The 25,500-nt window shown below is 64.0% G+C and carries 29 protein-coding genes; 14 read left to right on the top strand and 15 right to left on the bottom strand.

Translation table 11 applies throughout. The annotated features are described in order from the left end of the window. Window positions 1–71 precede the first annotated feature (71 nt). Complete coding sequence (locus IVB29_RS34565; protein WP_247507901.1) at window positions 72–1,994, bottom strand: FAD-binding monooxygenase; 1,923 nt, start codon at window positions 1,992–1,994, stop codon at window positions 72–74. A gap of 103 nt (window positions 1,995–2,097) precedes the next feature. Between IVB29_RS34565 and IVB29_RS34560 the strand changes: the two genes are divergently transcribed. Continuing rightward, complete coding sequence (locus tag IVB29_RS34560; protein ID WP_247507900.1) at window positions 2,098–2,556, top strand: MarR family winged helix-turn-helix transcriptional regulator; 459 nt, start codon at window positions 2,098–2,100, stop codon at window positions 2,554–2,556. 121 nt (window positions 2,557–2,677) lie between these two features. Continuing rightward, a complete protein-coding gene (locus tag IVB29_RS34555; protein ID WP_247507899.1) occupies window positions 2,678–3,112 on the top strand; it encodes a hypothetical protein in 435 nt (144 codons plus the stop codon). Between the two features lie 25 nt (window positions 3,113–3,137). Here the strand turns inward: IVB29_RS34555 and IVB29_RS34550 are convergent, their stop codons facing one another. Both IVB29_RS34550 and IVB29_RS34545 read right to left on the bottom strand, forming a co-directional pair. Then, window positions 3,138–3,335 (bottom strand): hypothetical protein, encoded by a 198-nt coding sequence (locus IVB29_RS34550; protein ID WP_247507898.1) that lies wholly within the window; start codon window positions 3,333–3,335, stop codon window positions 3,138–3,140. 120 nt (window positions 3,336–3,455) lie between these two features. Beyond that, window positions 3,456–4,052, bottom strand: a complete 597-nt coding sequence (locus tag IVB29_RS34545) for a L,D-transpeptidase (RefSeq protein ID WP_247508143.1) — start codon at window positions 4,050–4,052, stop codon at window positions 3,456–3,458. A 335-nt stretch (window positions 4,053–4,387) separates the two neighbouring features. Here IVB29_RS34545 and IVB29_RS34540 point away from each other — a divergent pair, with 335 nt between their 5' ends. Beyond that, the gene (locus IVB29_RS34540) at window positions 4,388–5,374 is read left to right on the top strand and encodes a hypothetical protein (protein ID WP_247507897.1); all 987 of its coding nucleotides are present in this window, start codon (window positions 4,388–4,390) and stop codon (window positions 5,372–5,374) included. A 395-nt stretch (window positions 5,375–5,769) separates the two neighbouring features. After that, on the top strand, window positions 5,770–6,000 hold the full coding sequence (locus IVB29_RS34535) for a hypothetical protein (RefSeq protein ID WP_129273143.1): 231 nt from the start codon (window positions 5,770–5,772) through the stop codon (window positions 5,998–6,000). A gap of 1 nt (window position 6,001) precedes the next feature. Here IVB29_RS34535 and IVB29_RS34530 read toward each other — a convergent pair whose 3' ends face one another. Beyond that, complete coding sequence (locus IVB29_RS34530) at window positions 6,002–6,787, bottom strand: SDR family oxidoreductase (protein ID WP_247507896.1); 786 nt, start codon at window positions 6,785–6,787, stop codon at window positions 6,002–6,004. A 130-nt stretch (window positions 6,788–6,917) separates the two neighbouring features. On the opposite strand from IVB29_RS34530, the gene IVB29_RS34525 reads away from it, so the two are divergent. Together IVB29_RS34525 and IVB29_RS34520 are read left to right on the top strand one after the other, a co-directional pair. Then, window positions 6,918–7,322, top strand: coding sequence for a hypothetical protein (locus IVB29_RS34525; protein ID WP_247507895.1), 405 nt, complete (start codon window positions 6,918–6,920; stop codon window positions 7,320–7,322). Between the two features lie 101 nt (window positions 7,323–7,423). Then, a complete protein-coding gene (locus IVB29_RS34520) occupies window positions 7,424–7,678 on the top strand; it encodes a hypothetical protein (protein WP_247507894.1) in 255 nt (84 codons plus the stop codon). A 19-nt stretch (window positions 7,679–7,697) separates the two neighbouring features. Here IVB29_RS34520 and IVB29_RS34515 read toward each other — a convergent pair whose 3' ends face one another. The 4 genes from IVB29_RS34515 to minC all read right to left on the bottom strand — a co-directional run bounded on the left by IVB29_RS34515 (window position 7,698) and on the right by minC (window position 9,871). Beyond that, the gene (locus tag IVB29_RS34515) at window positions 7,698–7,883 is read right to left on the bottom strand and encodes a hypothetical protein (protein ID WP_247507893.1); all 186 of its coding nucleotides are present in this window, start codon (window positions 7,881–7,883) and stop codon (window positions 7,698–7,700) included. A gap of 176 nt (window positions 7,884–8,059) precedes the next feature. After that, window positions 8,060–8,341, bottom strand: a complete 282-nt coding sequence (minE, locus tag IVB29_RS34510) for a cell division topological specificity factor MinE (protein WP_247507892.1) — start codon at window positions 8,339–8,341, stop codon at window positions 8,060–8,062. After that, window positions 8,338–9,153, bottom strand: coding sequence for a septum site-determining protein MinD (gene minD / locus IVB29_RS34505; RefSeq protein WP_247507891.1), 816 nt, complete (start codon window positions 9,151–9,153; stop codon window positions 8,338–8,340). Before minD ends, minE begins: the two co-directional genes overlap by 4 nt. Window positions 9,154–9,172: 19 nt before the next feature. After that, the gene (gene minC, locus IVB29_RS34500; RefSeq protein WP_247507890.1) at window positions 9,173–9,871 is read right to left on the bottom strand and encodes a septum site-determining protein MinC; all 699 of its coding nucleotides are present in this window, start codon (window positions 9,869–9,871) and stop codon (window positions 9,173–9,175) included. A 341-nt stretch (window positions 9,872–10,212) separates the two neighbouring features. Between minC and panB the strand changes: the two genes are divergently transcribed. Then, complete coding sequence (gene panB / locus IVB29_RS34495) at window positions 10,213–11,034, top strand: 3-methyl-2-oxobutanoate hydroxymethyltransferase (RefSeq protein WP_247507889.1); 822 nt, start codon at window positions 10,213–10,215, stop codon at window positions 11,032–11,034. 39 nt (window positions 11,035–11,073) lie between these two features. Here panB and IVB29_RS34490 read toward each other — a convergent pair whose 3' ends face one another. Beyond that, window positions 11,074–12,078, bottom strand: coding sequence for an ABC transporter substrate-binding protein (locus tag IVB29_RS34490; RefSeq protein ID WP_247507888.1), 1,005 nt, complete (start codon window positions 12,076–12,078; stop codon window positions 11,074–11,076). Between the two features lie 101 nt (window positions 12,079–12,179). Here IVB29_RS34490 and IVB29_RS34485 point away from each other — a divergent pair, with 101 nt between their 5' ends. From IVB29_RS34485 to IVB29_RS34460, 6 genes are all read left to right on the top strand, one after another. Beyond that, window positions 12,180–12,827 carry a TetR/AcrR family transcriptional regulator gene (locus IVB29_RS34485; protein WP_247507887.1) on the top strand — a complete coding sequence of 216 codons (648 nt, stop codon included), beginning with the start codon at window positions 12,180–12,182 and terminating at the stop codon, window positions 12,825–12,827. Window positions 12,828–12,911: 84 nt separating this feature from the next. Continuing rightward, complete coding sequence (locus IVB29_RS34480) at window positions 12,912–13,682, top strand: ABC transporter permease (RefSeq protein ID WP_247507886.1); 771 nt, start codon at window positions 12,912–12,914, stop codon at window positions 13,680–13,682. 28 nt (window positions 13,683–13,710) lie between these two features. After that, the gene (locus IVB29_RS34475) at window positions 13,711–14,748 is read left to right on the top strand and encodes an NAD(P)-dependent oxidoreductase (RefSeq protein WP_247507885.1); all 1,038 of its coding nucleotides are present in this window, start codon (window positions 13,711–13,713) and stop codon (window positions 14,746–14,748) included. Beyond that, a complete protein-coding gene (locus tag IVB29_RS34470) occupies window positions 14,735–15,556 on the top strand; it encodes a GNAT family N-acetyltransferase (RefSeq protein WP_247507884.1) in 822 nt (273 codons plus the stop codon). The genes IVB29_RS34475 and IVB29_RS34470 overlap by 14 nt, the downstream gene beginning before the upstream one ends. A gap of 6 nt (window positions 15,557–15,562) precedes the next feature. Next, on the top strand, window positions 15,563–16,618 hold the full coding sequence (locus IVB29_RS34465; protein ID WP_247507883.1) for a dihydrodipicolinate synthase family protein: 1,056 nt from the start codon (window positions 15,563–15,565) through the stop codon (window positions 16,616–16,618). Continuing rightward, on the top strand, window positions 16,606–17,388 hold the full coding sequence (locus IVB29_RS34460; protein WP_247507882.1) for an ABC transporter ATP-binding protein: 783 nt from the start codon (window positions 16,606–16,608) through the stop codon (window positions 17,386–17,388). The genes IVB29_RS34465 and IVB29_RS34460 overlap by 13 nt, the downstream gene beginning before the upstream one ends. A gap of 56 nt (window positions 17,389–17,444) precedes the next feature. Here IVB29_RS34460 and IVB29_RS34455 read toward each other — a convergent pair whose 3' ends face one another. The 4 genes from IVB29_RS34455 to IVB29_RS34440 all read right to left on the bottom strand — a co-directional run bounded on the left by IVB29_RS34455 (window position 17,445) and on the right by IVB29_RS34440 (window position 21,596). Continuing rightward, complete coding sequence (locus IVB29_RS34455; protein ID WP_247507881.1) at window positions 17,445–18,818, bottom strand: hypothetical protein; 1,374 nt, start codon at window positions 18,816–18,818, stop codon at window positions 17,445–17,447. 124 nt (window positions 18,819–18,942) lie between these two features. Further along, complete coding sequence (locus IVB29_RS34450) at window positions 18,943–19,479, bottom strand: hypothetical protein (protein WP_247507880.1); 537 nt, start codon at window positions 19,477–19,479, stop codon at window positions 18,943–18,945. Between the two features lie 320 nt (window positions 19,480–19,799). Then, window positions 19,800–20,891 (bottom strand): substrate-binding domain-containing protein, encoded by a 1,092-nt coding sequence (locus tag IVB29_RS34445; RefSeq protein ID WP_247507879.1) that lies wholly within the window; start codon window positions 20,889–20,891, stop codon window positions 19,800–19,802. A 153-nt stretch (window positions 20,892–21,044) separates the two neighbouring features. Next, the gene (locus IVB29_RS34440) at window positions 21,045–21,596 is read right to left on the bottom strand and encodes a MarR family transcriptional regulator (protein WP_247507878.1); all 552 of its coding nucleotides are present in this window, start codon (window positions 21,594–21,596) and stop codon (window positions 21,045–21,047) included. Between the two features lie 461 nt (window positions 21,597–22,057). Here IVB29_RS34440 and IVB29_RS34435 point away from each other — a divergent pair, with 461 nt between their 5' ends. Further along, window positions 22,058–23,914 (top strand): tannase/feruloyl esterase family alpha/beta hydrolase, encoded by a 1,857-nt coding sequence (locus tag IVB29_RS34435; RefSeq protein ID WP_247507877.1) that lies wholly within the window; start codon window positions 22,058–22,060, stop codon window positions 23,912–23,914. Window positions 23,915–24,070: 156 nt separating this feature from the next. On the opposite strand, the gene IVB29_RS34430 is transcribed toward IVB29_RS34435, so the two are convergent. Further along, entirely contained in the window at window positions 24,071–24,328 is a 258-nt protein-coding gene (locus IVB29_RS34430; RefSeq protein WP_247507876.1) for a hypothetical protein, read from the bottom strand. Window positions 24,329–24,392: 64 nt separating this feature from the next. After that, on the bottom strand, window positions 24,393–25,343 hold the full coding sequence (locus IVB29_RS34425) for a DUF2778 domain-containing protein (RefSeq protein ID WP_247507875.1): 951 nt from the start codon (window positions 25,341–25,343) through the stop codon (window positions 24,393–24,395). Between the last annotated feature and the right edge of the window lie 157 nt (window positions 25,344–25,500).

Below are 25,500 nucleotides of genomic sequence, written 5' to 3'. Positions count from 1 at the left end.
TCGACGCAAGCCGCACGCGGTTCAATATTCATCCGCTGTTCATCGACGCGGCGAGCGCAACACCCTCAACGTCAATTCGCCGGCAGCATGAAGGCGTCGAAGTACGACGCGAGCCCTGCAAGATCGTCGAGCGGCAGCACGTTCGCGACGTACTGGTCCGGCCGCACCACGACCATGCAGCCCGCCTTGCGATCGATGCCGCGCATCGTGAAAACATCATGGCCGCTCTTGAGATCCGGACAGAACATCTTTTCGTAGTCGAGCAAGCCGTAGCGGCCCTTGCGCGGGAGCAACAGCGGCGGCATCGCCTCGATAGCGAGTTCGCGATGATCCTGCTGGAACACCGCGCGCAGGTCGATCACGCTGTCGATGTCGGCTCCGACAGGCGTATATCGCCTGACCGGTGACTCTCGCGCCTCAGTAAGGAAATTGCACAACGCGCGAATGGCTGAGCCCGCGGCCGCAGGATCTTCCGCGGGCGAGAACGCATAGACGCGGAAGCGGCCGTCGGCCTGCGCCGCGTGGCCGAGATGCACCGGCTTGGCGTCCCCAAGCCGAATGACCGGGGCGGAGTGGAAACGAGTCCCGATCACGAAGCCTTGTGCGAGGTGCTGATGTGCAGTCGTACCGGTGAGCACCGAAGGACGGTAATGCGTCGCCGTGCCCGCGGTGTAGCGGCCGTGCCGGACAAAATAGTCCTGCGTCTTGGCCGCATCGGCACCGCCCGCTTTCGCCGCGGAAGCCAGAATGCCCGCCCACTCGCGATCGAACTCGATCAGCTCCTTCGCAACCGCCTGTCGCTCGGCCGAGTAGGAATGCAGCAGGCTCGGCGCGCTTTTCTTCCGCAGCACGGCGGCGAGTTTCCAGCCGAGATTGAAGGCATCCTGCATCGAGACGTTCATGCCCTGCCCCGCCTTCGGGCTGTGGGTATGGCAGGCATCGCCGGCGATGAAGATGCGCGGAAGGCGCGCGTTGATGTCGGCCTCCGGCACGTCGTCGAACTTGTCGGTCAGGCGCTGGCCGATCTCGTAGACCGACCACCAGGCGATCTCCTTCACCTCCAGCGTATGCGGCTTCAAGATTCGCTGCGCTTTCGCAATCACGTCCTCGGCGGTGATGTTGCGGTTCGCGACGCGCTCGCCGGCGTCGAGCTTTGCCAGCTCGACATAGAGGCGTGCCATGTAGCCGCCCTCGCGCGGAATGATCAGCAGGCTGCCGTCCTTCGCCGACTGGATCAGGCTCTTGAAGCGAATGTCCGGAAAATCGGTCACCGCCAGCACGTCCATCACGCCCCAGGCGTGGTTGGCGGAATCGCCATGTAGCTCGCGGCCGATCGACTTGCGCACCGTGCTGCGCGCGCCGTCGCAGCCGACGACATAGCGCGCCTTGATGGTTTCGACCTTGCCCTCGTTGCCGGCATCGACGCGCTCGAGACGCACGGTCACGGCATGATCGGGAGTGCCCGCGGCCGGATCGACATGGAGGTCCAGCAGGCGACGGCTGTAATGGGGCTCGAGCTTCGCCGGCGCTTTACGCATGACATCGAGAAAGCCGTCATGGATGCGCGCCTGGTTGAGGATGACGTGGGGGAATTCCGACAGACCGTCCTCGACGTCCTGCACCCTTCCACTGCGGATGATCTTCTCAGGCCACCGCTCGTCCGGTTTCCAGAACGTGGTCTCGTTGACCCAGCAGGCCTCCTTCAGCACGCGCTCGCTGAAGCCGTAGGCGTGGAACATCTCCATGGTACGGCAGGCGACGCCGTCGGCCTGCCCAACCAGCAAGCGGCCCGGCTTCTGCTCGACGACGCAGGTCTTGATATCAGGGAATTGCGCAAGTTGAGCGGCGAGCGTGAGCCCTGCGGGCCCGCAGCCGACGATGAGGACGTCGACCTCTTCGGGCACGGCACCCGCTGCGCCCGAAGCCTGAATGCGCTCTGCGGGATCGGCGATCTCAGGATCGCCCGGCTGAAATCCATTGAGATGGAATTGCATGAGCACTCTCCCGCTAACGTCTTGCTTTGATATTGCTCAGTATGCTGACTATCAGTATACTTGTCAATAATCACGGCCCTCCCTTCCTCTCAAGGAGAATTCGGTGAGCGACCCCAACGATATGCCCGGACATCTGGCGCGCCGGTTCCAGCAGATCGCGGTTGCGGTGTTCCTGGCCGAGGTCGGCGAAGCCGGCTTCGATCTCACGCCGGTGCAATACGCAGCCCTTGCGACCATCAAGGCCAATCCGGGGCTCGACCAGGTGACGCTGGCAGGTCTGATTGCCTACGACCGCACCACTATTACCGGCGTCATCGATCGCCTCGTGCAGAAGGGACTGGCGGAGCGGCGTGCCTCCAGCCGCGACCGCCGCGCACGCGAGCTCGAGATCACCGACGAGGGCCGGCGCACGCTGCGCAAGATCACGCCGACGGTGGAATCGGCGCAGCGCATCATGTTGCGCGGCCTCAGCGCCAAGGAGGGTGAGGAGCTGATGCGGCTGTTGCGCAAAGCCATCGCGGCCGGCAACGCGCTCAGCCGCGCGCCCTTGCGCGAAGCCTAACCCCGTATTTCTATCAGTACGATTCGCAGTGCCGCGAAACCAGGAACTAACCTTCGGCTGCTACGGTCGGCAACATTCTGCGCTTAACGCGCGATTAACTTTGCCGGTTCGGGAGTTTTGGATGTTCAGGTTCCACATTGCCGCTGCGATCATCGCGCTCTCGAGCGTTCCCGCGCTCGCGAACGGTCATGGCGGCGGCGAAGCTGCTCCCGCGCCCAAGCCCGAGGCCACGACCGCACCGGCGAAGGTGGTCCTGACCAAGCAGGGTCCCAAGCTGGTCGATCTCAAGGGCATGACGCTCTACTATTATGAGCGCGACACCAACGGCAAGAGCTCGAACTGCAACGGCAAGTGTAACGAGAGCTGGGTCCCGCTGACCGCGACGACCGACGCCAAGGCCGTCGGCGATTTCACCGTGATCGGCCGCAACGACGGCAGCAAGATGTGGGCGTACCGCTACCGCCCGCTCTACACCTCGCCCGCCGACAAGTCACCGGGCGACGTCAACGGCAACGCGACGACGTTGCAATGGCGAATTGCCCGGCCCGAGGAGTAAAACCCGACCGGGACGTTGCGCTCAATCAATGCCGTGGTGCGCTCACGACCTTCGGATGTGCTGTGGCATCGACCGAGGCATAATTGACCTCCGGACTCCAATGCAGCGCCATATACACGATCATTCCGGCCAGGATTGATCCATAAAAACCGAAGGTCGCCAGCCGCCACTTGCGGACGACCCGGCGGTCAGTTTCATTCAATTGATCAAGAAATTTCTGCATGATGCCTCCAATGGCAACCGGCCATCGAGGCTTAGCGCAAAACGGGCGGATCTCCTGTGAAGCAATTCACCCTTCAGGGATCGCCAGTCCTGCGCGCATTCACACCTCAGTGAGCGCCCCTCACCCGCGCCAGCTCTTCCCCGCCTCGACCTGTGCGTTCTGTCCGGGGGGCAGCACGACGACGGTCGAATTGAGCTTCACGCGGTCGTAGAGGTCGATCACGTCCTCGTTGCGCATCCGGATGCAGCCCGACGAGATCGCCTGCCCGATATATTCGGGCTGGTTGGTGCCGTGGATGCGGTAGAGCGTGTCCTTGTTGCCGGCATAGAGATAGATGCCGCGCGCGCCCAGCGGATTGGCCGGGCCGCCGGTCACGCGCGCCGGATAGGGTCCGAGCCGCGCTTGGATCTCCGCCGTCGGAACCCAGTCCGGCCATTCCGCGAGGCGGCCGACCCGCGCCACGCCTGAGAAGGCCATGGCTTCCTCGCCGACCGCAACGCCGTAGCGGATCGCCTTGCCGTCGGGCAACACGAAATAGAGGTAGCGCGCATCGGTATCGACCAGGATCGTGCCCGGCTGCTCCTTGCGCGGATAATCGACGACGTGACGGAGATATTGCTCGGGCACGCTCGCCTGGGCGTAAGGCGCATGCGCCAGCAACTGGCGGTCGCGCGCCGTCATGCTCGCATCTGTCGATGGCGAAAGCGTCGCCTGCATGCAGCCGCCCAGCGGCAGCAAGGCAACGACGAACAAAGTGAATAGAAATCTTGGCACCGCCGGCCCCCCGATAGTGAATGGCAGCGCCCCCAGCGTTACCAGATGCTGCCCAAATCGTGCTGAAAACAAGGCAAGCTGGAACACGTGCACGTGTTTGCCAAACCAGGTTCCATCACCACAAACGGCGAAAGAGCGTCGCATCATCTCCATCCCCTTGCCTTGCTTTGGTCAAACCCGGCTGGACTCGTGCGTCATCGGGCAAACCTCATCAGATTTGGATGAGCCCACCTCAACAGATCGGGTCGCGCCAATGCGGACGACCATAAGGAGCTGCGATGCTCGCAACGCTGAACAGCAAGCAAATCGTCGATGAGATCGTGAAGGACTCGGCCAAGGACAACGATCCGCACGACGCCGTGCAGATTTCGCCCGAGATGGTGCTGGCCTCGCGCCCGATCGGCGTTGCGCCCGCGCTGGCGCCGGAGATCGCAGGCCGCCCGGAACCCAGGATCAATCTGAAGTTCACGCCGGAGCCGCGCCGCTCGGAGCCCACCATCAACGTGGTCTACGAGAAGCCCGCTGCGGCAGCATCGCCGATCGACACGGCGGTGCGCCTGACGGCGAGCGATGGTCACGGCCGGCCGAAACGATCCGTCGCCGGCAAGTGGCTGCGCGGCGCGTTCGTCACGTTCCTGTTTGCGGGCGGCAGTGTGGCCGCCACCATCGCCTGGGAGCAACACGGCGATGCGGCGACACAAATGCTCGCCGAATGGACACCGGCATTGGCCTCGCTGCTGCCTTCGGCGTCGCAGACGGCTCCGGTCGCCGCCGCGCAGGCCGCCCCGCCCGCGGCCGAAGCTTCAACCGACCAAACTGCGACGGCGCCCGCGGCTCAGGCTGCGGCCGTGCCCGCAGCAGCGCCGTCCGATCCAGCGCAGTCGGTGCAGTCGATGACGCGCGATCTCGGCTTGATGGCGCAGCAGATCGAAACGCTCAAGGCGAGCATCGCCGAGCTGAAGGCCGGACAGGAGCAGATGGCGCGCGAGATGGCCAAGCCCGCCGCGCCGAAGCCCGTGGCCGAGACGAGGCCGATCGATCCGCGCGCCCGCGTGTCCGCGCTGCCGCCGCGGCCCCCGGCGCCGCCGGTGCGTAAGCCGAAGCCTGCGGTGACGCAGACCTATATGCCGGCGTATCCGCCGACACCGCTCGCACCTCCGCCGCAGGCTGTTGCAGTCCCGCCGCCGGTCGCACCTGTTACGACGACACAGGCCGTTGCCGATGACGACGGCCCCGTCGTGCGTCCGCCGATGCCGCTGCGCTAGAGCCGCGACAACGCGCGTCGCGCAAGCTGTCCGATTCGATGTGATGCGCCAAAGTCCGGGCGACTACGGAGATCGATGCGTCGATCCAGGAGACTCGACCAAGAGAAAAGGCCGTCGGGATCTATGCCGCCGGCCTTCTCTTGCAGCTGCCGGTTCCCGGAGTCCGGTTCTGCTGCAATTCCATGCCTCATGATCGCGCCGACATATTTAATAAAATCTTAACACGCTGGAATGTTGCACATCATTTCTGCGCCATAGGCACAGAGATTGTGCGGTCCGTTCATTCGAAAATCATAGACTCAGTGATACCATCCGGCATGTGTTGAAGACTTCCGTTGAAGGCTTCTCTTGAAGACTCCTCTTCAAGATTTGGGTCGTCACATCGGGGAATTCGGATGCCTTACTACTCCTTCGATCTCGTGGTTGGTGAAGAGTTCAAGAACCAGGGCGGAATCATCCTCGAAGACATCGAGGTTGCCTCCGACCGCGCCGTTCAGCTGGCCACCGAACTGTCGCAGGTGAAGCCGGAACTGCAGCAAAAGGGCTGCGCGGTGCGCGTCACCGACCGCGATCACAACGAGGTCTATCGCACCCCGCTCGATCCCGTGCCGGCCTGGCAGCGCTAGGCTAATCTTCGAGAGCCGGCGGCTCGAACCAGTTCGTCAGCGACAATCCACCGTCGACGACGAAGGCTGCGCCGGTGACATAGCCTGAGAGCTTGTTCGAAAGCACCGCGAGCGCCATCGGCGCGAGGTCGTCCGCCGCGCCGAGACGCCCGAGCGGAATGTGTTTCGCCAGCGAAGCATCCGCGACGAAGCCGCCGGCCGCGATCGCACCCGGCACCAGCGCGTTGACGCGGATGTCGTAACGCCCAAAGCTCTTCGCCAGCTCCTTCACCAGCATCGCCATCCCCGCCTTCGCCGTCGAGTAATGCGGAAGGTTACGCGGCGTGCCCGCATGCAGCGAGGTGAGGAACAGGAACGAGCCGGGCCGCTTCGCTGCAATCAGCCGCTTTGCGATCTCGCGCGCCAGATGAAAGCCGGCATCGAGATTGACGGCGTGCATCTCCTGCCAGGTCCTGCGATCAACCGCGAGCGCGTGATCGGCCTCGTGCCGCGGCGGCGAGGCGCTGTGGACGAAATGCGAGACCTCGCCAAGCGCGGCATGTGCGGCGGCCAGCAGCGCATCGCAAGCGTCTAACTTGGCGAGATCACCGACCCAGGGCACCGCCAATTCGGGCCTGCTGCTCGCGCTGATCGCCGCACTCACCCGTTCCGCGCTGATATCGGCGAACACGGTCCGGACGCCCTCGCCGACCAGGCCTAGCGCGATGGCGCGGCCGATGCCGTTGCCGGCGCCGGTGACAAGCGCTGTGTCTCTGACGGGATCGAATGGCGTGCTGAACAGGCTCATGTCGCGCTCCGGGTCCGGGAGCGGTCACCGTAGCGCACCGCACGGCGATGCGACAATTCCGGCCCGGCACCATTGCGGAGCGGCGCGCCGGACGCTAGCCTTGTAAAAAAATCGAGGAGGATACCCTAGGATGCGCACCCGTTTTCTGATGGCAAGCCTGTTTCCGATGGCAAGCCTGTTGCTGATCGCAGCTCCAGCCCGGGCGGCCGACGACCATCCGCGCTCGACTTATGTGACGATGGTTTTGCAGGCCTTCGCCGCCAAGGTCGAATGCCCGGGCACCGATGTCGCCTACCAGGATCTGGTGCAGAGGGCGCAGCAGATGCAGCTGCCCGACGGCACCACCGAGCAGGTGCGCAAGGCGATTGCCTGGCTGCACACCGGCGGCAAGATGGGCGAGAAGCAGGCCGATGACATCATGGCGGAGGTCGCGGTCGCGACCCAGATGACCGATCTCGACCAGCGCCGGCTCGGCATGAGCAATTGGTGCGAGAAACAGAAGACCGCCGGCCTGATCCGCAGCAAGGGCGGCTAGCGGTATCTCACGCTGTTAAGCACACCGCGGCGGAACCCTTGCCGCGGCAAATAATCGTCACATTTCTCGGCAGCATGCGGCTCTTCGAACAGGAGAACCCCATGCGGATTGCTCATCTCGTTGTCGCCACCAGCGTCGCTGTCAGCGCAGCGCTGGCCGCCCCTGCCTTCGCAAGGAATGCCGACACACAGCAGAAGAGCGAGGACAAACCGACCTCGTCATCGTCCTGCAGCGCCTATCAGCAGGCGCCCGATGGATCGTGGGAGCAGCTCCCCTGCAAGGAGACGAGCGAGCACGGCCAGCCGCAGACGCAGCACCGGGCTCCCGGACATGGAACCGATCGCGAGGAGCGCTGAGGCGCAATGCCCCGCCGACTCAGCTGTGGGCAGGCCCGCGCATGATCTTCATGGCGTCCGCGATGTGACGCCATTCCTTGGCCTCATCGGCCTCGCCACGCCCTTCGCAGGCCTTGGCCTGTTCGGCGGCCTTCGCGATCGCCGCAAAACCGTGCTGTTCCAGCATCTGTCGCGCGACGGTATGGACCTGGACCTCGGACATCATGGGCGCTCTCCCGTTTTGAAGGAAACCGCGGCGCCCGGCTCGGCGCTCCGCGGGACCGGCATAACGATTTCATCGTGGGTGCCGTTCCGCTGGCCCAAACGACAAAAGGCGGCCCGCCATGCCCAGCGGACCGCCTTCTCACCCACCCCAAAATGGGCCGTCGTCGGTCGCGTCCCCTACGCGACCGCAGCTTTCCTGCGCTCGAAATCGTTCGGCACCTCGATATCGACCTCGAGGGTCGAGACCTCGTCGCCGCGCTCGAGCCGCACGATGACTTTCGTCGGGTCCAGCGTCACGTGCCTGGACACGACCGCCAGAATTTCCTCACGCAGCACACCGAGCAGATCGGGCTGGCCGCGCAGTCCGCGTTCATGGGCAAGCAGGATCTGCAACCGTTCGCGAGCGACGGGTGCAGAGGCCTTGTTGCCGCGGAGAAGCCGGAGCAGACCCATGCTCATGCGGCCCTCCGTCGCAGCAGACGATCCATGAAGCCCTTGCGCTCGGTCGGCACCTGCATGGCGACGGTCTCGCCGCACAGCCGCCGCGCCGCGTCGATATAGGCCCGCGCCGGCGCGCCTTCGGCGTTCGACAGCGTCACCGGCGTGCCGACGTTGGACGCACGCAGCACGTCCTGGCTCTCCGGGATGATGCCGAGCAGTGGCGTTGCGAGGATTTCGAGGATGTCCTCGATGGTCAGCATCTCGCCGCGCGCGGCGCGCGAGGGATCGTAGCGGGTGATGAGAATGTGCTTCTCGACGCGCTCGCCCTTCTCGGCCCGTACCGTCTTGGAATCGAGCATGCCGATGATGCGGTCGGAATCGCGCACCGATGAGACTTCCGGATTGGTGACGATGACGGCCTCGTCGGCAAAGCGCATCGCCATGGAGGCGCCGCGCTCGATGCCGGCCGGGCTGTCGCAGATCACCCAGTCGAAACGGCTGCGCAGATCGTCGATGACCTTGCCGACGCCCTCTTCCGTCAGCGCGTCCTTGTCGCGGGTTTGCGAAGCCGGCAGCAGCCAGAGGTTTTCAAGCCGCTTGTCCTTGATCAGCGCCTGCGGGAGTTTCGCGACGCCCTGCACCACGTTGATGAGGTCGAACACCACGCGGCGTTCGGCGCCCATGACGAGGTCGAGGTTGCGCAAGCCGACATCGAAATCGACGACGGCGACCTTGTCGCCGCGTTGCGCCAGCGCAGCGCCCAGCGCGGCGGTCGTCGTGGTTTTGCCGACGCCGCCCTTGCCTGATGTCACGACCAGTACCTTGGCCATCTCAAAAATCTCCTTCTGGTCAGTTCAGCGCGGTAATTCGCATGGTGTTGCCTTGCAGCCAGGCCTGGGCCGGCTTTCCGCGCAAGGCAGCGTCGATATCGTCGGCGGTCTGATAAAACCCATCAATTGCAAGCAGTTCGGCCTCGATCTTCTGGCAATAGATCCGCGCGCTGGTGTGACCGTTCACGCCCGCCATGGCGCGGCCGCGCAGCGCGCCGTAGATGTGGATGGAACCACCGGCGACGACTTCTGCACCTGAGCCGACCGAACCCAGAATGGTGACGTCGCCTTCGGGGAAAATCACGGTCTGGCCCGAGCGCACGGGGGTCTCCAGCAGCAGCGAGGTCGGCTTGCTCTCGACCTTCGCTTCAGATTTCTTCGGCGCGGTCGGCTCGATGACGCAGCTCCGTCCACCCGACAGCAGCGGCGGCATCATCGGAGTCAGCCGGCCCTCCTCCACGCCCTCGATGCCGAGCACGCGGATGTTGCGGTCCTGAAGACTGGTGAGCAGATGGCCGATGCCGGACTGGCTGAGATCGACCGAGGACAGGTCGATCACCACCGGCCGGCCGGCGAAGAAGCCCGGCGAGCGCGCGATGGTGGTGTCGATTTCCTGGAGCCAGTCCTGGATGGGAACCGTCGGCACGAATACGAAGGCCACATAGGAGCGCCCGCGCAGGCGCACCATTTGACGTTGGACTTTTGCTGCAGCCTCCATAGCGGCCGACTCGTTCCCTGTTATTGAATGGTTAACGATGCGGCGGATATGGTTAACGGCGGGTTAATTTCTCCGTGCGGTTACGTGGCTGGGGTGGGTTTGGCACCACCCCCTGTCCCGGACGCGGTGCAGCGCGTAGCGGTGCGCCGCAGAGCCGAAGAGGGTTGCGCCGCGTCCGGGGCACGAGAAGAGCTTGAGGCGCGCTCTCAACATCGTCATCGCGAGCGCAGAGCGGCGTCCCCTGCTCCCTTCACCTCGCGCCATCCATTGTGATCGCACGCCCGATTGACACGATCGTGCCATCTGGTTTCGATCCGCCTCCCCTGCGGATGGAGCCGATCATGTCAATTCAGTCTTCCATCAGGCGCAAGACTGCGCCGGACATTCGGGCCCGCAAGCAAGCCGAGCCGATCGTCATGCTGACGTCCTATCACGCGCATACGGCCGCGCTGGTGGATCGGCATTGCGACGTCATTCTGGTTGGCGATTCCCTTGGCAACGTCATGCACGGCTTCGAGACGACGGTGCCTGTCACGCTCGACATGATGATCCTTCAGGGCGCCGCAGTGATGCGTGGCTCGAAGCAGGCACTGGTCGTCGTCGACATGCCGTTCGGCTCTTATGAAGCCTCCAGGGAGCAGGCGTTCAACTCCGCCGTGCGGATCATGAAGGAAACGCAATGCGGCGCGGTGAAGCTCGAAGGCGGCGTTCGCATGGCGGAGACGATTGCGTTCCTGTCCGGGCGCGGCATCCCTGTGATGGGTCATATTGGCCTCACGCCGCAATCCATCAACACGCTCGGTTCGTTTCGTGCCCAGGGGCGCAACGAGGTGGATTGGGGGCCGATCGAGGACGATGCGAAGGCGGTCGCCGATGCCGGTGCATTCTCGGTCGTCGTCGAAGCCGTCGCCGAACCGTTGGCGCGCAAGATTACGCAGACGATTGCAATCCCCACCATCGGCATCGGCGCCAGCGCCGCCTGCGACGGCCAGGTGCTCGTGCTCGAGGACATGCTCGGGCTGTCGCCACGAACCCCGAAGTTCGTCAGGCGCTACGGCAATCTTGGTCCGGCCATCGAAGCGGCGATCGAAGGGTACGCCGCCGACGTGCGGTCGCGCACCTTTCCCGGGCCGGAGCACGTCTACGACATGAAGAAAAGCTGACGATGCGCGGCCGCGGTCAGGCGCCGCTCACGGCACCCGCTACTTCTTCACCTTGCCCGCATCCATCTTGATGGCAGGATCCAGCATCTTCGTCGTGAACGCGGTGCTGACGTCGAACGGCTTCTCCATGCCGAGATAGGTCTGGACCAGCTCATAGTCCTTCTTCATCCGCTCGCCGTCGATCCACCCGAGCGACTTCGTCGTCGTGAACTCGTCGGTCATCAGGAACTTGATGCGCTCCCACTGGCGTTCCTGGTTCGCCTGGTCGAGGCCGGAGACCTGGTCGAGCAGCGCCTTCAGGCACGGCGTGACGTCGGCGACGCAGGCCGCGAAAGCCTTCTGCGTAACGCGGACAAAATCCTCGACGACCTTCGGATTCTTCTGGAGATAGGCGCCGTTGACGATCAGCGAATTGCCATAGGGGTTGAGCCCGATGTCCTTCCAGTTGACGTAACCGAGATCGGGTCCGAACTCGATCACCTTGGTATCGTGCTCGTTGTAGAAGTCGCTGATGATGTCGACGGTGTGGCTCTTCAGCGCCGCGATCTTCGCGGTCGGCCCGATATTGACGAAGCCGACCGCGTCGGGTGCGATACCTGCGGCCTTCGCAAAAGCCGGCCACATCACGCGTGAGGCATCGCCCGGCGGATTGCCGATCTTGTGGCTCGGAAAGTCCTTCACGCCGTTCACGCCGTAGCTTTTCAGCCAGTAAAACGTCTGCCCGGTGTTGGCGTAGACGCTCATCACCGCAACGGTGTCGGCGCCCTTGCTCTTGGCCACCAGCATGGTGGCGAGATCGGCGATGCCGAAGGCCGAGCCGCCGGCGCCGACCTTGGCGGCGGAGACGCCGGAGCCCTTGCCGGTCTCGATGGTGAGATCGATGCCTGCTTTCTCGTACCAGCCCTGTGCCTTGGCGTAATAATAGGGCGAATGGTCGGCCGTCGGCGTCCAGTTCAGGATCAAATTGACCGCCTCGCCCGCGCTCGCCGGCACCGCCGGCAAACCGAGCACTAGCGCCACAACAGCCGCCTGCAAATGCTTCATCGCATCCCTCCTCATTGCCAGCGACCCGGCTTGTCGCTCTCCCCGTGTGAGGATACCAATGCAACAAGCCCGCCCCCGACTTGTCAACTGTTTGGTTGGAAATGTCTGCAAAACGATCAGGCGACACCGTGCCGCAGCGGCGCGACCCCGTCGCCACCCGCAAGAAGCTGCTCACCGCGGCCCGCCAGGAATTCGCCCGGCACGGCTTCGCGGGCGCCCGCGTCGACGAGATCGCCGAGCGCGCGGCCGTCAACAAGCAGCTCGTCTACCACTACTTCGGCGACAAGGACGCGCTCTACCTCGCCGTGCTCGAATGGGTCTATGAGGATATCCGCGAGCAGGAGCGCAGGCTCAATCTCGAGGGCCTTGCGCCGGACAAGGCGATCCGGAAGCTGATCGAGGCCTCGTTCGATCACCTCGCCGCAAACCCTGATTTCATCGTGCTTCTCAACGACGAGAACCGCGGCGGCGCCCCCCATGTCCGCGGCTCGACCCGGCTGGAGGCCATGCATTCGCCGCTGGTCAAGAGCGTCTCCCACATCCTGCATGAAGGCGTGCGCAGCGGCATTTTCCGCAAGGGGATCGACCCCGTGCAGCTCTACATCTCCATCGCGGGGCTGAGCTATTTCTTCTTCTCCAACACGCCGACGCTGTCGGCGATCTTCGGCAAGGACCTGTCGAGCCGCGCCCAGCGCCGCGCCCGCCGCCGCCATGTCGTCGATCTCGTGCTGCAGTCGCTTCGGCCCTAATCAACCAACTGGTTGAAACTTGCCACGGGGACGGTTAGGCTGGCAACCGGCGGCAAGGTGGCCGCCGCCAACAGGGAGCAACCGGTGACGGCAGACGGCGCACGCGCTTCGCGCAGCTTTGCGATCATCCTGATCGTGCACCTTGCCGTGCTCGTCCTGTGGCAGGTCCTGGTGGACGCCTTCCACGTCCCGAAATTCATCCTGCCCTCTCCGCTCGCGACGGTGCAGACCCTGGGCACCGCGAACTATGCCTGGGGCGCCAACACGCTGGTCACCGCCATCGAGATCCTCGGCGGCTTCGCCCTCGGCGCCTTCGTCGGCGTCGCGCTTGCGGTGATCTTCAGCTGGGCGCCGCTGCTGAGCATGGCGCTGCTGCCGCTGTTCGTGACCTTGAACATGATCCCGAAGGTCGCGCTCGGGCCGCTCCTCATCGTCTGGTTCTCCTACGGCATCGTCCCGAACATTCTGATCGCTTTCAGCATCTGCTTCTTCCCGATCCTGCTCACCACGGCGCGGGGCTTGCGCGAAGTCGAGCCTGACCTGCTCGACCTCGTCAAATCGCTGCGCGGCTCGCGCTGGACGTTGTTCCGCAAGATCCAGTTGCCGGGATCGCTGCCTTACATCTTTTCCGGCATGAAGGTCGGCGCCATCCTCGCGGTCGCCGGCGCCATCGTCGGCGAGTTCATCGCCTCCGAGCGCGGGCTCGGCTACCTCATGATCCAGGTGCAATCCTCGCTCGACACGCCCGCGATGGTGATGGCGGTCGTGCTGCTGACCTTGCTGGGCGTTGCCCTTTACGGCCTCGTGCTGGTCCTCGAACGCATGTTCGTGGTCGGCGACGCAAGACAGAACTAACAAGACAGAACTAACAAGGGACCGACCCATGCTGCTCACCCGCCAGACGCTGCCGAAGACCATCCCTGATATCGCGGCGCTCGACGATCTGCTGTGCCGGCCGACGCAGGCGCTGATCGACGACCTCAAAAAGGTCGAGGGCGACATCATGATTTTGGGTGTTGCCGGCAAGATGGGCCCGACACTGGCGGCACTGGCGAAAGCGGCGGTGCCGGATCGCCGCGTCATCGGCGTGGCCCGCTTCAGCGAGGCCGGTGTGAAGGAATGGCTGCAAGGGCGCGGCGTCGAGACCGTCAATTGCGATCTGATGGACGAGCAAGCGATTCAGGCGCTGCCGAAGGCGCCCAACATCATCTTCATGGCCGGCCGCAAATTCGGTGCCGAGGGCGATCTGTCGCTGACCTGGGCGATGAACGCGCATGTGCCGGCGCTGGTCGCGCAGGCGTTCCCGTCGTCGCGGATCGTGGCGTTCTCGACCGGCTGCATCTATCCCTTCGTGCCCGTCGACGGCAAAGGTTCGACCGAGGAGATGGCACCGAACCCGCCCGGCGAATACGCCCAGTCCTGCGTTGGCCGCGAGCGAATGTTCGAATATTTTTCGCGCAAGTTTTCGACGCCGGGCCGGCTGTTCCGCCTCAACTATGCGATCGACATGCGCTACGGCGTGCTGCACGACATCGCGACGAAGGTGCTCACGGGCGAGCCGATCAACGTCAGCATCAGTCATGTCAATTTCATCTGGCAGGGCGATGCCTCCGCGCAGGCGCTGCGATGCCTGGCGCATTGCACCGCCCCGACCTCGCCGATCAATGTCAGCGGCCACGAAATTCTTGCGGTGCGCGATCTCGCGCAAAAATTCGGCGCCCGCTTCGGCCGCGTGCCGGTGCTGACGGGCGAAGAACAGCCGACGGCGTGGCTGACCGACACATCCAGAGCGGTGGAACTGTTCGGCCTGCCCGTCGTCGACACCGAGCAGCTGATCGCCTGGACCGCCGACTGGGTCTCGCGCGCCATGCCGAGCCTCGGCAAGCCGACCAAATACGAGGTGCGCGATGGACGCTACTGACGGCCTGCTTATCCTCAAGCTCGGCGTCGATGATGCGATCGCAGGGCTCATGCTGTCGACGGAAGCGCATTGGAACCAGACCGAGGAGGATTGGCGAATCTTCCTGCGCGATGGCGTCGTGTTCGGCATTCGCGACGGCATGCGGCTGGTCGCCACGGCCGCACTGCTGCCCTATTCCGGCAACAACGCCTGGATCAGCATGGTGCTGGTCTCAGGCACGCATCGCCGCCGCGGCCTTGCCACGCGCCTCGTCGACGCCTGCCTGGAGACCGCGCGCAAGAACGGCCTGACGAGCTGGCTCGACGCGACGCCCGACGGTGCCGCCGTCTACGGACCGCTCGGATTCACGCCAACGCTGCAATTGCGCCGGCTCAAGCTGGTGAAGCCGGCGGGAGCCGAAGCGCCACCATCTTCAGCCGCGACCATCGATGCATTGCGCGCGCGGGACCGGCGGGCCACCGGGTTCGACCGCACCGCCCTCCTCACCGCTTTCGCGCAGCGCTCGGGCTCGCGCATCGTCTCCGCGAATGGAGCCATCGCGCTGGTTCGCGACGGCCGGACCACCCGCCACATCGGCCCGTTGTTTGCCGATCATGCCGCAACAGCATTGGCCTTGGTTCATGCGATCACGCGATCCGAGACCGGCCCGCTTCTGATCGACACCATCGCTTCGCAGGCCGCGTTCCTGGAAGGATTGACCGCTTCGGGCTGGACCATCGAACGTCCCTTCCAGCGCATGCGGTTCGGCCCCGCCACCACTGCTGGCGAAGAAATGCCATTCGCCGTCGCCGGCCCCGAATTCGGATAGGACATCATGCACCACAGCCAGATCAACGCCGACATCCGCAAGCTGATCGCCGAGGGCACCGTGATGCCGGCGCATCCGCTCGCGCTTACCGCCGAGCGCCAGCTCGACAAAACACATCAGCGCGCGCTGACGCGCTATTATATCGACGCCGGCTCCGGCGGCCTGGCGGTCGGCGTGCACACGACACAGTTCGCGATCCGAGATGTCGGCCTCTATCGTCCCGTGCTCGAACTCGCCGCCGAGACCGCCGCGAGCTGGACCAAGCGCCCGCTGGCGATGGTTGCGGGCCTTGCCGGGCCGACCAAGCAGGCAGTTGCCGAAGCCCGCACCGCGCGCGACATCGGCTATCACGCAGGCCTGCTCAGCCTCGCCGCGATGAAGAGCGCGTCCGAGGACGAGATCATCGCGCATTGCACGGCGGTCGCGGCGGAAATCCCGCTGGTCGGCTTCTATCTCCAGCCGGCCGTCGGCGGCGTCATCCTGTCGAGCCGGTTCTGGCAGCGCTTTGCCTCGATCGACAACGTCATCGCGATCAAGATCGCGCCGTTCAACCGCTATCGCACGCTCGACGTGCTGCGCGGTGTCGCGGCCGCCGGAGCGCTCGATCGTGTCGCGCTCTACACCGGCAATGACGATCACATCCTGCTCGATTTGATGCTGCCGTTCGATTTGCGCGACAAGGGCGTCACCACGCGCACCTATTTCAAAGGCGGCCTGCTCGGCCACTGGTCGGTGTGGACCGCGAGCGCCATAAAACAGTTCGAGCGTTGCAAGGCGGCGCGGCACAAGGACAGCGTGCCGGCCGATTTGCTCGCGCTCGATGCCCGCGTCACCGATTGCAACAGCGCCTTCTTCGACGTTGCCAATAATTTTCACGGCTGTATCGCCGGCTGCCATGAGGTGCTGCTGCGCCAGGGCCTGATGAAGGGCCTGTGGTGCCTCGATCCCAATGAGGGTCTCAGCCCCGGCCAGAAAGAGGAGATCGACCGCGTCACGCGCGAGCATGCCGACCTCAGCGACGATGCCTTCGTCACGGCCAACCTCAACAAATGGCTGGCATGAGCTCAACCCCCTTCATCAGCCTGCAAGGCGTCCGAAAAGTCTATCGCAGCGGCGGCGCTGAATTCCTCGCAGTGTCCGACGTCACCATGGACGTGCAGGAAGGTGAGCTGGTCTCGCTGGTCGGGCCGTCCGGCTGCGGCAAGACCACGGTGATGAAGATTCTGGCCGGCCTGCACGGCGCCGACGGCGGCACCGTCAAAATCGGCAACGCCAACAGCCCGTTCGATCCGACCCGCGACATCGGCATGGTGTTTCAGCAACCGCTGCTGCTGAAATGGCGTACCATCCTGGACAACGTGCTGCTGCCAGCCGAGATCGTGGGATTGCCCATGAAGGCCGCGCGCGAGCGGGCGGGCGACCTGCTCAATCTCGTCGGCCTTGCCGGCTACGAGCAGAAATATCCGCGGGAGCTTTCCGGCGGCATGCAGCAGCGCACCGCGATCGCGCGCGCCTTCATCCACGATCCAAAACTGATCCTGATGGACGAGCCGTTCGGCGCGCTGGACGCGCTGACGCGCGAGCAGATGAATCTGGAGATGCTGCGGATCTGGCGCGAGAGCGGCAAGACCATCATCTTCGTCACGCACTCGATCCAGGAAGCCGTGTTCCTGTCCTCGCATTGCGCCGTGCTGACGGCGGGACCGGCGAAGATGGCCGACTATTTCCCGATCGACCTGCCCTTCCCGCGCGACCTTCCGCTGAAGACCACGGATGCGTTTGGTGCGTATGCAAGGCGGATCTATGCGAAGTTGGGGCTGAGCGCGGCCTGAGCCAGGAAGCTCCGCGCGACCAGCTCGATTGCGTGGAGATCAACGACGCGCAGCCCTCAGGAACGCGCCAGACGAATCTTCCTGCTCCGCTGCCCATGCTGCCTCGCGATGCTCGTATGCGCTTTTGCCCTTTCAAGCCTTGCGAAGGCGTTCTCGCGATCGGAAACATACGCGTAGACCGCCGTGTCCTGGCTCTGCTGGCCCATCAAGGGGCCGAGGGCGCCCTGACGATCGTTGTCGGGGCGCGCGGAGGCAATGAGCTCCTGATCTTGCTCCTCGTACCTGGTACCGCATGCCACATTGCCCGCGGGCGGCAATTTGGGCGTAACGAGAGAGTCTGCGGTCTCGTTGGTATAGGACAACGCAACCAATCTAGACGCGAACGGGACCATTCGATGCTGCTCGTAGGCTGACATCAATGGAATGCCCGAGCCACCTGTCCCCGCATTGAACTCCACACCTCGGATCAAAGGATTGCACCCCGATGCCTTTGTCTGCCGGCGCTGCTTGAAAAAGTTGTACGATAACAGCTCCCCCTCCTGGTTGACGCGATCGATGGTGAGCCCCCTCATATTGCCGTCTAGAAGCCTGGTGTCGTCGACGAGGTTTACGCCGCTGACAGGCGAGGTGTTGAACGTGACGACTTTGGCGATCCGCTTTGCCGGAGATATCCCCAAAGCAGCAAATTGGCCCAATCCTCCGCCAAGCGAATGACCGACTGTGACAATCTGCCTGCAAGGAACCTTAGCCTGAATGTCGTCGAGGGCGTCACCAAACTCCCGCTTGAGCTGACCGTATTCCGGATCAAACGCCGGAATAAATTGTTGGAGATTCGAGAGCCATGCGTTCAAGCTCCCAACACTGCCACGAAATGCGATGCTGACCTCGCGGCAGTTGCCTCGAGCGTCGGTCCGCTTCCAGACGTGATAAGCAAGTCCCATCGGGTCGGGCTGATAACGTGCACGACATTCGTCAAGGTTATGCCTCATGCAACGGTCGGGCCCCACGAAACGCCATCCTCTGCGGTCAAGCAATTTTTGAACGCGAACCGCTCGATCGGGAAACTCCCGGCCAATCACAGTGCCCAGCGACGTCGCACCGGATGGCATCATGTCATCGGTGATGGGCTGGTACGCCAAGGCCGCTTGGATGGCATACGGAGCATAGTAAGCCGCAACCCCGCGGACGCCCGCCTCAGCGGTGAAACAATGATAGTCGCGGGCCGGCAGCGAACCGCGTGTCAACCGAAATGGATTTAGAGAAGACGACGGAGGACACCCCGGCGGCACCGCGGTTTCGCCTGCGGCGTTCGTGATCGTATAGGCGACGGTGTCCCTGAATTGCGCGGCGGCTGGTTGCACCAGGCTGCAGAAGGCAAACATCATCGCCGCCGGCGCAACGCGAAAAGCGAATGTGCGAGCATCGCTCATGATCAATGGCTCCCAATCGACTCGAAAAATGCATTGGCTTGAAATAAACGACCCAAGGCTAATCCATAACTTGAGCTTGCACAAGAAACCTTGCACACCTTGAGTCACGGGCGCGCGACAACGACTAGGACGATTGCACCGGCTGCCTGCTCTCCCGCGCGCGGCGGTACTTGATGATGGCCAGTACGATCGCATAAACGGCGGCCGTGGCGAGCGCGATCGGGACGCCAGGCAGAACCAGCCACGGCAGGATGACCGTGTGATGCGCTGTGCTGACGTCGCCACCGAAGATCAGGCAGGAGCCGCCGCCCTCATTCGGCCGGCAGTTGGCATTGGCAAGAGGAGCAACCGCAATGACCGGCGCAAGATAAGGCAGCAGCGCGAATATTGCAGTGGCTGACAGCGCAAAGCAAAAACGAGCCGCAGGCCCGACCCAGCCGCGGCCGATGACCCAATAGCACGCCACGAGCCACACGGCCGCGAGACCGAGAACGAACACGGTGCCAATCAAGACGGTCACAGTGACGAGCCCCGAAAGAACGTCGCTGACATTGACGCCGGCGATGCGGCAGATCTCTTTCTGGTCAGGAACGCAGCCATTGCCCTTGGCGAGCGCGCCGACCGCGGTGATTGCAAGGTCCGGAAAGAAAGGAAGAATCACGAGCGCGAGCAGAGCGAGGCGCCACCGGTGCCGACGTGGTTCTGTGGCAGGTTCGATGCTCATCCCGGGCCAGGTGCTGCAATGTGCTCGTCAGCAGTTCAACGCGTACGTGATACAAAAGATAGACGTAAGGAGCGGCTCGGAAGGAGCCAAAGTCCGGCATTCAAGCCTCAATATCCCCTGATGATACAGCCGGAGATTGCGCCACGCAATCGGCAAAGTGCCTGCTTCGAGCGACTCCGTCCGCCCCGGCAAATCGCGGGGATTGCGATGGATGGCCGACTGCAAATGGCGATCGACCGCCCATCGCCGCAACGCGCTCAGCTCTTGTTACGCATCTTGCCGAGCAGATAATTGTCGTAAAAATTCTCCGCGATCTGCGTGTAGAACAGCAGCTCCTTCATATAGGCGTCGTGGCTGTCCTTGGTGCGCTTGAACAAATCGCTCTTGGCCGCGAGCTCGTTCAGGTGCTCCTGGGTCGCGATATAGCAGGCTTCCAGCACCGGCTGCGGGAACGCCTTCAGCTCGGCGCCGTTGGCGATCAGCCGCTTCAGCGCCGCCGGGTTCACGCTGTCGTATTTTTCGAGCATCCAGGCGCCCGCGGCAGACGCGGCCCGGTTGACGATCGCCTGATACTGCTTCGGCAGGCTCGCCCATTTCTCGTCATTGACGATCATGTGCAGCATGGCGCCGCCTTCCCACCAGCCCGGGAAGTAATAGTATTTTGCGACCTTCTGGAAGCCGAGCTTCTCGTCGTCATAGGGACCGACGAACTCGACCGCGTCGATCGTGCCCTTCTCCAGCGCCGGATAGATGTCGCCGCCCGCGATCTGCTGCGGCACGACGCCGAGGCGCGCCAGCACATGGCCACCCATGCCGGCGATACGGAATTTGAGGCCCTTGAGATCGTCGACGGTCTTGATCTCCTTGCGGAACCAGCCGCCCATCTGGGTGCCGGAATTGCCGCAGAGGATCGCATGCGCCTTGAACGGCTTCAGCGCTTCGTTGGTGAGATCGGCGCCGCCGCCGAAATGCCACCAGGATTCCTGGTGGCGATGGTTCATACCGAACGGCGCCCCGGTGGCGTAGGCCAGCGCCGGCTCCTTGCCGATGTAGAAATACAGCGGGGTCTGCGCCATCTCGACAGAGGCTGTGCTGACGGCATCGAGCGCCTGCAGGCCCGGCACGAGCTCGCCGGCCGCAAAGGTCTGGATCTGGAATTTGTTGTCGGTGGCTTCGGCCACGTATTTCGCAAAGGTCTGTGCGGTGCCGTAGATGGTGTCGAGCGACTTCGGGAAGCTCGAGGTCAGGCGCCATTTGATCTCGGGCGCGCTCTGCGCGATCGCAGGTGCAGCAACCAGCGTCGTCGCGCCGGCGACCGCGCCGCCCTTGAGGAATGTACGGCGTTCCATGGAGTCTCTCCCTTGAAGTCAGGCTTGAAATGGGTGGCGTAAGCCACGGTCTTCGCGGACCGTTTGCCCGTTCCTGCCACGCAGTTCAAGCCATCATAAGGAAGGGGCGACCTGCCAAAACAGGACCGCCGCGGCATGGGCGCCGCGGATCGCTCAGGCGTCCCCGACAAAGGTCGACAGCGCCCGCTGCAATTCCTTGTAGGCCCGCGGTCCGATCTTGGCCGCGAGCGCCTTGTCGCTTGCGGCGGCCGCCGGCCTCAGCCGGCCGAGCAGCGTCGTGCCAGTCTCGGTCAGATAGAGCACGTAATAGCGGCGGTTGACCGCCGACGCGCTGCGACGCACCAGGCCACGGCCTTCCAGATGGTCCACCAGCCTGCCGAGCCCGGCCCGTTCGATCGACAACAGCTGCGCGACGGCAAGCTGATTGACGCCGGGATTGGCGTCGATCACGCAGAGCACGGAAAATTGGGCGGGGCTGATTTCGAAGGCCGCCAATTGCCGGCTGAACTCCCTGAAGATCCAGAGCTGCGCGCGGCGGATGGAATAGCCCAGCAGTTGCGAGAGGTCGCCCAGGGCAAGCGGTTTCGCCCGGGTCGATGTCGCGCCGGACGCGGTGCGCGGCGCCGAGCGCTGCGGCTTTGTCGCGCGTGCCGCCCGCTGCGGTCCCGCGATCCGTTTCCTCACCCGTGCCTTGGCTGGCCGCATCGACGTGCATCTTTCGCAGAGCCGGTGCAGGCGCATCCGGCCGACTGGAGGATTCGGACAGCGAGCCTAACGCAATGCAGCGGAATCGAGAAGCCGGGCGGAACTTCGTTTCACGCCTACAGCTTCTACGACAGGTTGCATGGCAATATCGCGCAATGCGGCATGTTGACACGGCAACATCGCTTGCCTAAGGATCGTGAAAGTCCGCCGTAACACGAGCGGGTTCAAGGGGAGCGAACGTCCGTGCCGTCATCTGGGGTGGGCACCGATCCGCATGCCAGGGCGCATCGCGGCGGAATGGTTTTGCGCGCAACCGAAATCGGGTCGTGGCTCATCGACGGCGCGCGCCCGTCTCCCAACAGCATTTCTGCAAAACTTCTGACCACTCAACGTCTCGCCCCGTCGGCAACACGCCGGGCGTTTTCGTTCAATCATCCATGATGAAACTGGGAGGGCATGACATGAAACAACTTTTCCTCGCCTCGACGATCATCGCCACATGGGCGTCTCTCGGCGCCCATGCCGCCGCACACGGTCTGCCACCGGGCGGTGTCGCGCCGCGCGCCTCCTGTACCGCCCTCACCGGCCTCACGCTGCCGAACACGCAGATCCTGAGCGCGACGCAGAAGTCGGGCTATTGCAACGTGGTCGGTATCATCAACAAGCGCGTCTCGACGCAGGACCCCGATCATTTCACCTACGGGATCGGCTTTGCGCTCAACCTGCCCAACACCTGGCATGGCCGCTTCGAGATGATGGGCGGCGGCGGCACCGACGGCAGCCTCAATGCCGATCCGCAAGGCGCCGCCGGCGCCGAGCTCGGCCAGGGCTGGGCTGTCGCCGCCGATGACGGCGGCCATGAAGACAACGCGAATAATGTCGTCGGCGGCCATCAGGACGACGATGCCAATGCCGGAGGCTCCGCACATTTCGCCATCGACGCCCAGGCGCGCCGGGACTACGGCTACAACGGCATCGAAAAGACCGCGACGACCGCCAAGCAGATCATCTCTTATTTCTACGGCTTCGAGACCGTCAATTCCTACATCATGGGCTGCTCGAACGGCGGCCGTGATGCCATGGTGGCGTCGCAGCGCTTCCCCTGGCTGTTCGACGGCGTGATCTCGCAAAATCCCGGCTTCAACCTGCCGCAGGCGGGCCTCGCGGAAGCCTGGAACGAGCAGGTGCTCGGCACGCTCGCAACCAGCACGGACGTCAACGGACAGCCGTTCATTCCCGACACGTTCCCCGTACAGGATCTCCAGGTCGCTTCCGCCGCGATCCTGAGCGCCTGCGATGCGCTCGATGGCCTCGTCGACGGCATCATCGACAATTATCACGCCTGCACGGCGAAGAAGGTGTATCCGGCTTTGGCCAGTTACACCTGCGGCTCCGGCTCGCACGGCAGCACGCCGCATGGCGGCACCTGCCTCACCAGCAAGCAAGTCGACGCGCTCAAGAAGATCTATGCCGGGCCGGTCAACTCGAGGGGACAGCGGCTCTATTCGAACTGGTTCTGGGACGCCGGCATCTGGACACCGCCCGCCGCGCCCGGCGCTGGCTGGCAATTATGGAATGTCGTCACCGCACCGATCCCTGGTGTCAACACCGCCATCAACCTGACGCTCGGCGCAGGCGCGATCCCGATGATCTTCCAGACCCCGCCCGTCGTCACGCCCGTCAACGGGCCGAACGGCCAGGAAGCGTTCGTGTTCAAATTCAATTTCGACACCGACGCGCCAAAAATCTTCACGAAGACCCAGGCCTATCCCGAAAGCAGCATGGACTTCATGGCCGCGGTCTCGACCGATTTGCGGCCGTTCAGGGCGCGTGGCGGCAAGCTGATCATCTCCTCTTCCGTCAATGACGGCATCTTCTCCGGTGCCGCGATCGCCCGCTGGTATCGCCACATGGACCGGCACATGAGCGGTCGCGCGACCGATTTTGCGCGGCTGTTCATGGTTCCGAACATGGCTCATTGCGGCGGCGGCGCGGCCACTGCGAGCTTCGCCGGCAACGAGCTCAAGGCCATCACCGACTGGGTCGAGAACGGCATCGCGCCGGAACGCATCGTCGCGGCCAACACCAACGCCACCTCGCCCTACCCGGCCGGCGGACTTTTTGACCCGCGCGTCGCGATGAACTTCCCGGCCAGCGGCACGCGGCCGCTCTGCGTCTATCCGAAGATCGCGGCCTACAAAGGCAGCGGCATGACCAACGACGCGGGCAACTTTGCATGCGTCGATCCCGGGTTCAGCCGAGGCGGCGACCATGACTTCCACGATGACGACGACGGGCGCGGTGACGACAGGCACTGAGGCGTTGGGCTAACAAGCGGAGCAGGCACGGTGCGCGGCTAAACCCGCGCGCCGCATGCGCAAGAGTGTCCCCGCTCGCGCCCCAATCCCGCATGGGTGATGGCGTGCTGCTCCAACTGCATCTGCCGGCGCTGACACAGCGCCAAGACCGCAGCCTCAGAGCAGCTTCGCGCTCACGAACAGCGCGCGCACGGCGTTGGTCGCCTGCACCACGAGCATCGCATTGTCGGCGGCGCCCTCGAGCGCGTGGACGGCCTCATCATGCAGCGAGCGGAATTCCATCCACTCGACCGATTTGAAGTTGGTGAGGAATTGATAGGCCTGCCCGACGGTCGCAATCGCCAGCGTGTCACCGTTCAGCTTGATCTTGAACGTGGTGCGCAGCGGGGTCTCGGAACTCTGGGGATCGCTCATGGGCTGCTTCTGGACGATGACGGCTTAATGAAGGGAAAACGGCAGCCCCGCCATCCAGCGAATATCAGGAGTCGGTGCTCGCGCGCTGCGTGGCAATCGCCGATCCGCTCAGGCTCGGCACCACGACCAGGCGGTTGAACTCGCCATTGTCATAGGCCTTCATGAATCGATCATAGTCCTTGATCGAAACGCAGCCGTTGGAATCGCCGCGCGGCCCGAGCATGAAATTGTGGGTGAGCAGGCCGACGCGGCCGAGCGCGCTGGTGCCGTCAGTGGGCGTCAGGCGCAGCGCGCGGATGCCGTGGAACAGCTTTTCGCGCGGCTTCAAATCGTAGGTCGCAGGCGGGGTCGCGCCAACCATGCGCTGGTCGACATGATGGGGATCGTCCATCAGCGCGCCCATGCCCGAATGCGCTTCCAGCGCGAGGCCGCTCGGCAGGTAAAGCGCCTTGGCCGAGATGTCGTAGACTGCCGTGCGCGAATCGTAGCCGAGCGCCATGAGATCAGGCGCCCTGCCGAGCAGGCCACTGTCGGGCGTCAGCGAAGCCAGTTTGATCTTGTCGGTGAATTTTTCGAAGAAGTTGCGGTTGTCGACCCTGGGATTGGAATCGGCAAAGGCCTGGCTGGAGGCGATCTGGGCCGAGAAGTCCGCCTGGGCCGGACGCGAGCGCGGCATCGGGACGGCGTCGGCACGCTGCGAGGGCCTGGTCTCGTCGACCACATGCCGGTCGTCATCGGTCAGGGTCGAGCGCCAGTCGTTGCCCTGGAGTTTCTCGGCCAGCATCGCCTTGGCATCGCGCAGCTTGAGCTGCACGGCATTCAGGGCGGAGCGCTCCAGCGTCCGCAGCCCGATGTCGCGGGCGGACGGGTTGCCCGACAGCGAGGTGAAGCGATCTTCAAAGGAAGGCGCATTGGACGGCGGCAACGCGGCGGAAGCCAGCGGGGTCGAATCGCCGATGTCAGCGACCCAGGCGGCGGCCCCCAGTGCCAGTGCCAAGGCAGCCAACGACAGCAATATCGTCTCCGCTCGCCCAATACGGCGGCGCGACAACAGCCTCTCGGCGTTTGCGCGGTCGGAAACCATCAGATCCCCAAATCGACCCCCGGGGGGACCCACCCCCACCCGGAGACTCTATACCAGCTACCACATTGGGAGCCAAAAGTTAGGCATA

Source organism: Bradyrhizobium sp. 1, assembly GCF_023073315.1.
Classification (GTDB): Bacteria; Pseudomonadota; Alphaproteobacteria; order Rhizobiales; family Xanthobacteraceae; genus Bradyrhizobium.
The sequence above is the reverse complement of the archived record's forward strand: the minus strand, read 5'-3'. Positions and strand labels throughout refer to the sequence as shown.

What these genes read in the sequence shown, in the direction of transcription:
- panB (WP_247507889.1), top strand. Translation starts at nt 10,213, where the DNA reads ATGTCAATTCAGTCTTCCATCAGGCGCAAGACTGCGCCGGACATTCGG.
- IVB29_RS34540 (WP_247507897.1), top strand. Translation starts at nt 4,388, where the DNA reads ATGCTCGCAACGCTGAACAGCAAGCAAATCGTCGATGAGATCGTGAAG.
- IVB29_RS34520 (WP_247507894.1), top strand. Translation starts at nt 7,424, where the DNA reads ATGCGGATTGCTCATCTCGTTGTCGCCACCAGCGTCGCTGTCAGCGCA.
- IVB29_RS34490 (WP_247507888.1), bottom strand. Translation starts at nt 12,078, where the DNA reads ATGAAGCATTTGCAGGCGGCTGTTGTGGCGCTAGTGCTCGGTTTGCCG.
- IVB29_RS34555 (WP_247507899.1), top strand. Translation starts at nt 2,678, where the DNA reads ATGTTCAGGTTCCACATTGCCGCTGCGATCATCGCGCTCTCGAGCGTT.
- IVB29_RS34485 (WP_247507887.1), top strand. Translation starts at nt 12,180, where the DNA reads ATGTCTGCAAAACGATCAGGCGACACCGTGCCGCAGCGGCGCGACCCC.
- IVB29_RS34430 (WP_247507876.1), bottom strand. Translation starts at nt 24,328, where the DNA reads ATGAGCGATCCCCAGAGTTCCGAGACCCCGCTGCGCACCACGTTCAAG.
- IVB29_RS34565 (WP_247507901.1), bottom strand. Translation starts at nt 1,994, where the DNA reads ATGCAATTCCATCTCAATGGATTTCAGCCGGGCGATCCTGAGATCGCC.
- IVB29_RS34550 (WP_247507898.1), bottom strand. Translation starts at nt 3,335, where the DNA reads ATGCAGAAATTTCTTGATCAATTGAATGAAACTGACCGCCGGGTCGTC.
- IVB29_RS34535 (WP_129273143.1), top strand. Translation starts at nt 5,770, where the DNA reads ATGCCTTACTACTCCTTCGATCTCGTGGTTGGTGAAGAGTTCAAGAAC.
- IVB29_RS34515 (WP_247507893.1), bottom strand. Translation starts at nt 7,883, where the DNA reads ATGATGTCCGAGGTCCAGGTCCATACCGTCGCGCGACAGATGCTGGAA.
- IVB29_RS34455 (WP_247507881.1), bottom strand. Translation starts at nt 18,818, where the DNA reads ATGAGCGATGCTCGCACATTCGCTTTTCGCGTTGCGCCGGCGGCGATG.
- IVB29_RS34470 (WP_247507884.1), top strand. Translation starts at nt 14,735, where the DNA reads ATGGACGCTACTGACGGCCTGCTTATCCTCAAGCTCGGCGTCGATGAT.
- IVB29_RS34460 (WP_247507882.1), top strand. Translation starts at nt 16,606, where the DNA reads ATGGCTGGCATGAGCTCAACCCCCTTCATCAGCCTGCAAGGCGTCCGA.
- IVB29_RS34530 (WP_247507896.1), bottom strand. Translation starts at nt 6,787, where the DNA reads ATGAGCCTGTTCAGCACGCCATTCGATCCCGTCAGAGACACAGCGCTT.
- IVB29_RS34465 (WP_247507883.1), top strand. Translation starts at nt 15,563, where the DNA reads ATGCACCACAGCCAGATCAACGCCGACATCCGCAAGCTGATCGCCGAG.
- IVB29_RS34525 (WP_247507895.1), top strand. Translation starts at nt 6,918, where the DNA reads ATGCGCACCCGTTTTCTGATGGCAAGCCTGTTTCCGATGGCAAGCCTG.
- IVB29_RS34475 (WP_247507885.1), top strand. Translation starts at nt 13,711, where the DNA reads ATGCTGCTCACCCGCCAGACGCTGCCGAAGACCATCCCTGATATCGCG.
- IVB29_RS34435 (WP_247507877.1), top strand. Translation starts at nt 22,058, where the DNA reads ATGAAACAACTTTTCCTCGCCTCGACGATCATCGCCACATGGGCGTCT.
- minD (WP_247507891.1), bottom strand. Translation starts at nt 9,153, where the DNA reads ATGGCCAAGGTACTGGTCGTGACATCAGGCAAGGGCGGCGTCGGCAAA.
- IVB29_RS34545 (WP_247508143.1), bottom strand. Translation starts at nt 4,052, where the DNA reads ATGCAGGCGACGCTTTCGCCATCGACAGATGCGAGCATGACGGCGCGC.
- IVB29_RS34440 (WP_247507878.1), bottom strand. Translation starts at nt 21,596, where the DNA reads ATGCGGCCAGCCAAGGCACGGGTGAGGAAACGGATCGCGGGACCGCAG.
- minC (WP_247507890.1), bottom strand. Translation starts at nt 9,871, where the DNA reads ATGGAGGCTGCAGCAAAAGTCCAACGTCAAATGGTGCGCCTGCGCGGG.
- minE (WP_247507892.1), bottom strand. Translation starts at nt 8,341, where the DNA reads ATGAGCATGGGTCTGCTCCGGCTTCTCCGCGGCAACAAGGCCTCTGCA.
- IVB29_RS34445 (WP_247507879.1), bottom strand. Translation starts at nt 20,891, where the DNA reads ATGGAACGCCGTACATTCCTCAAGGGCGGCGCGGTCGCCGGCGCGACG.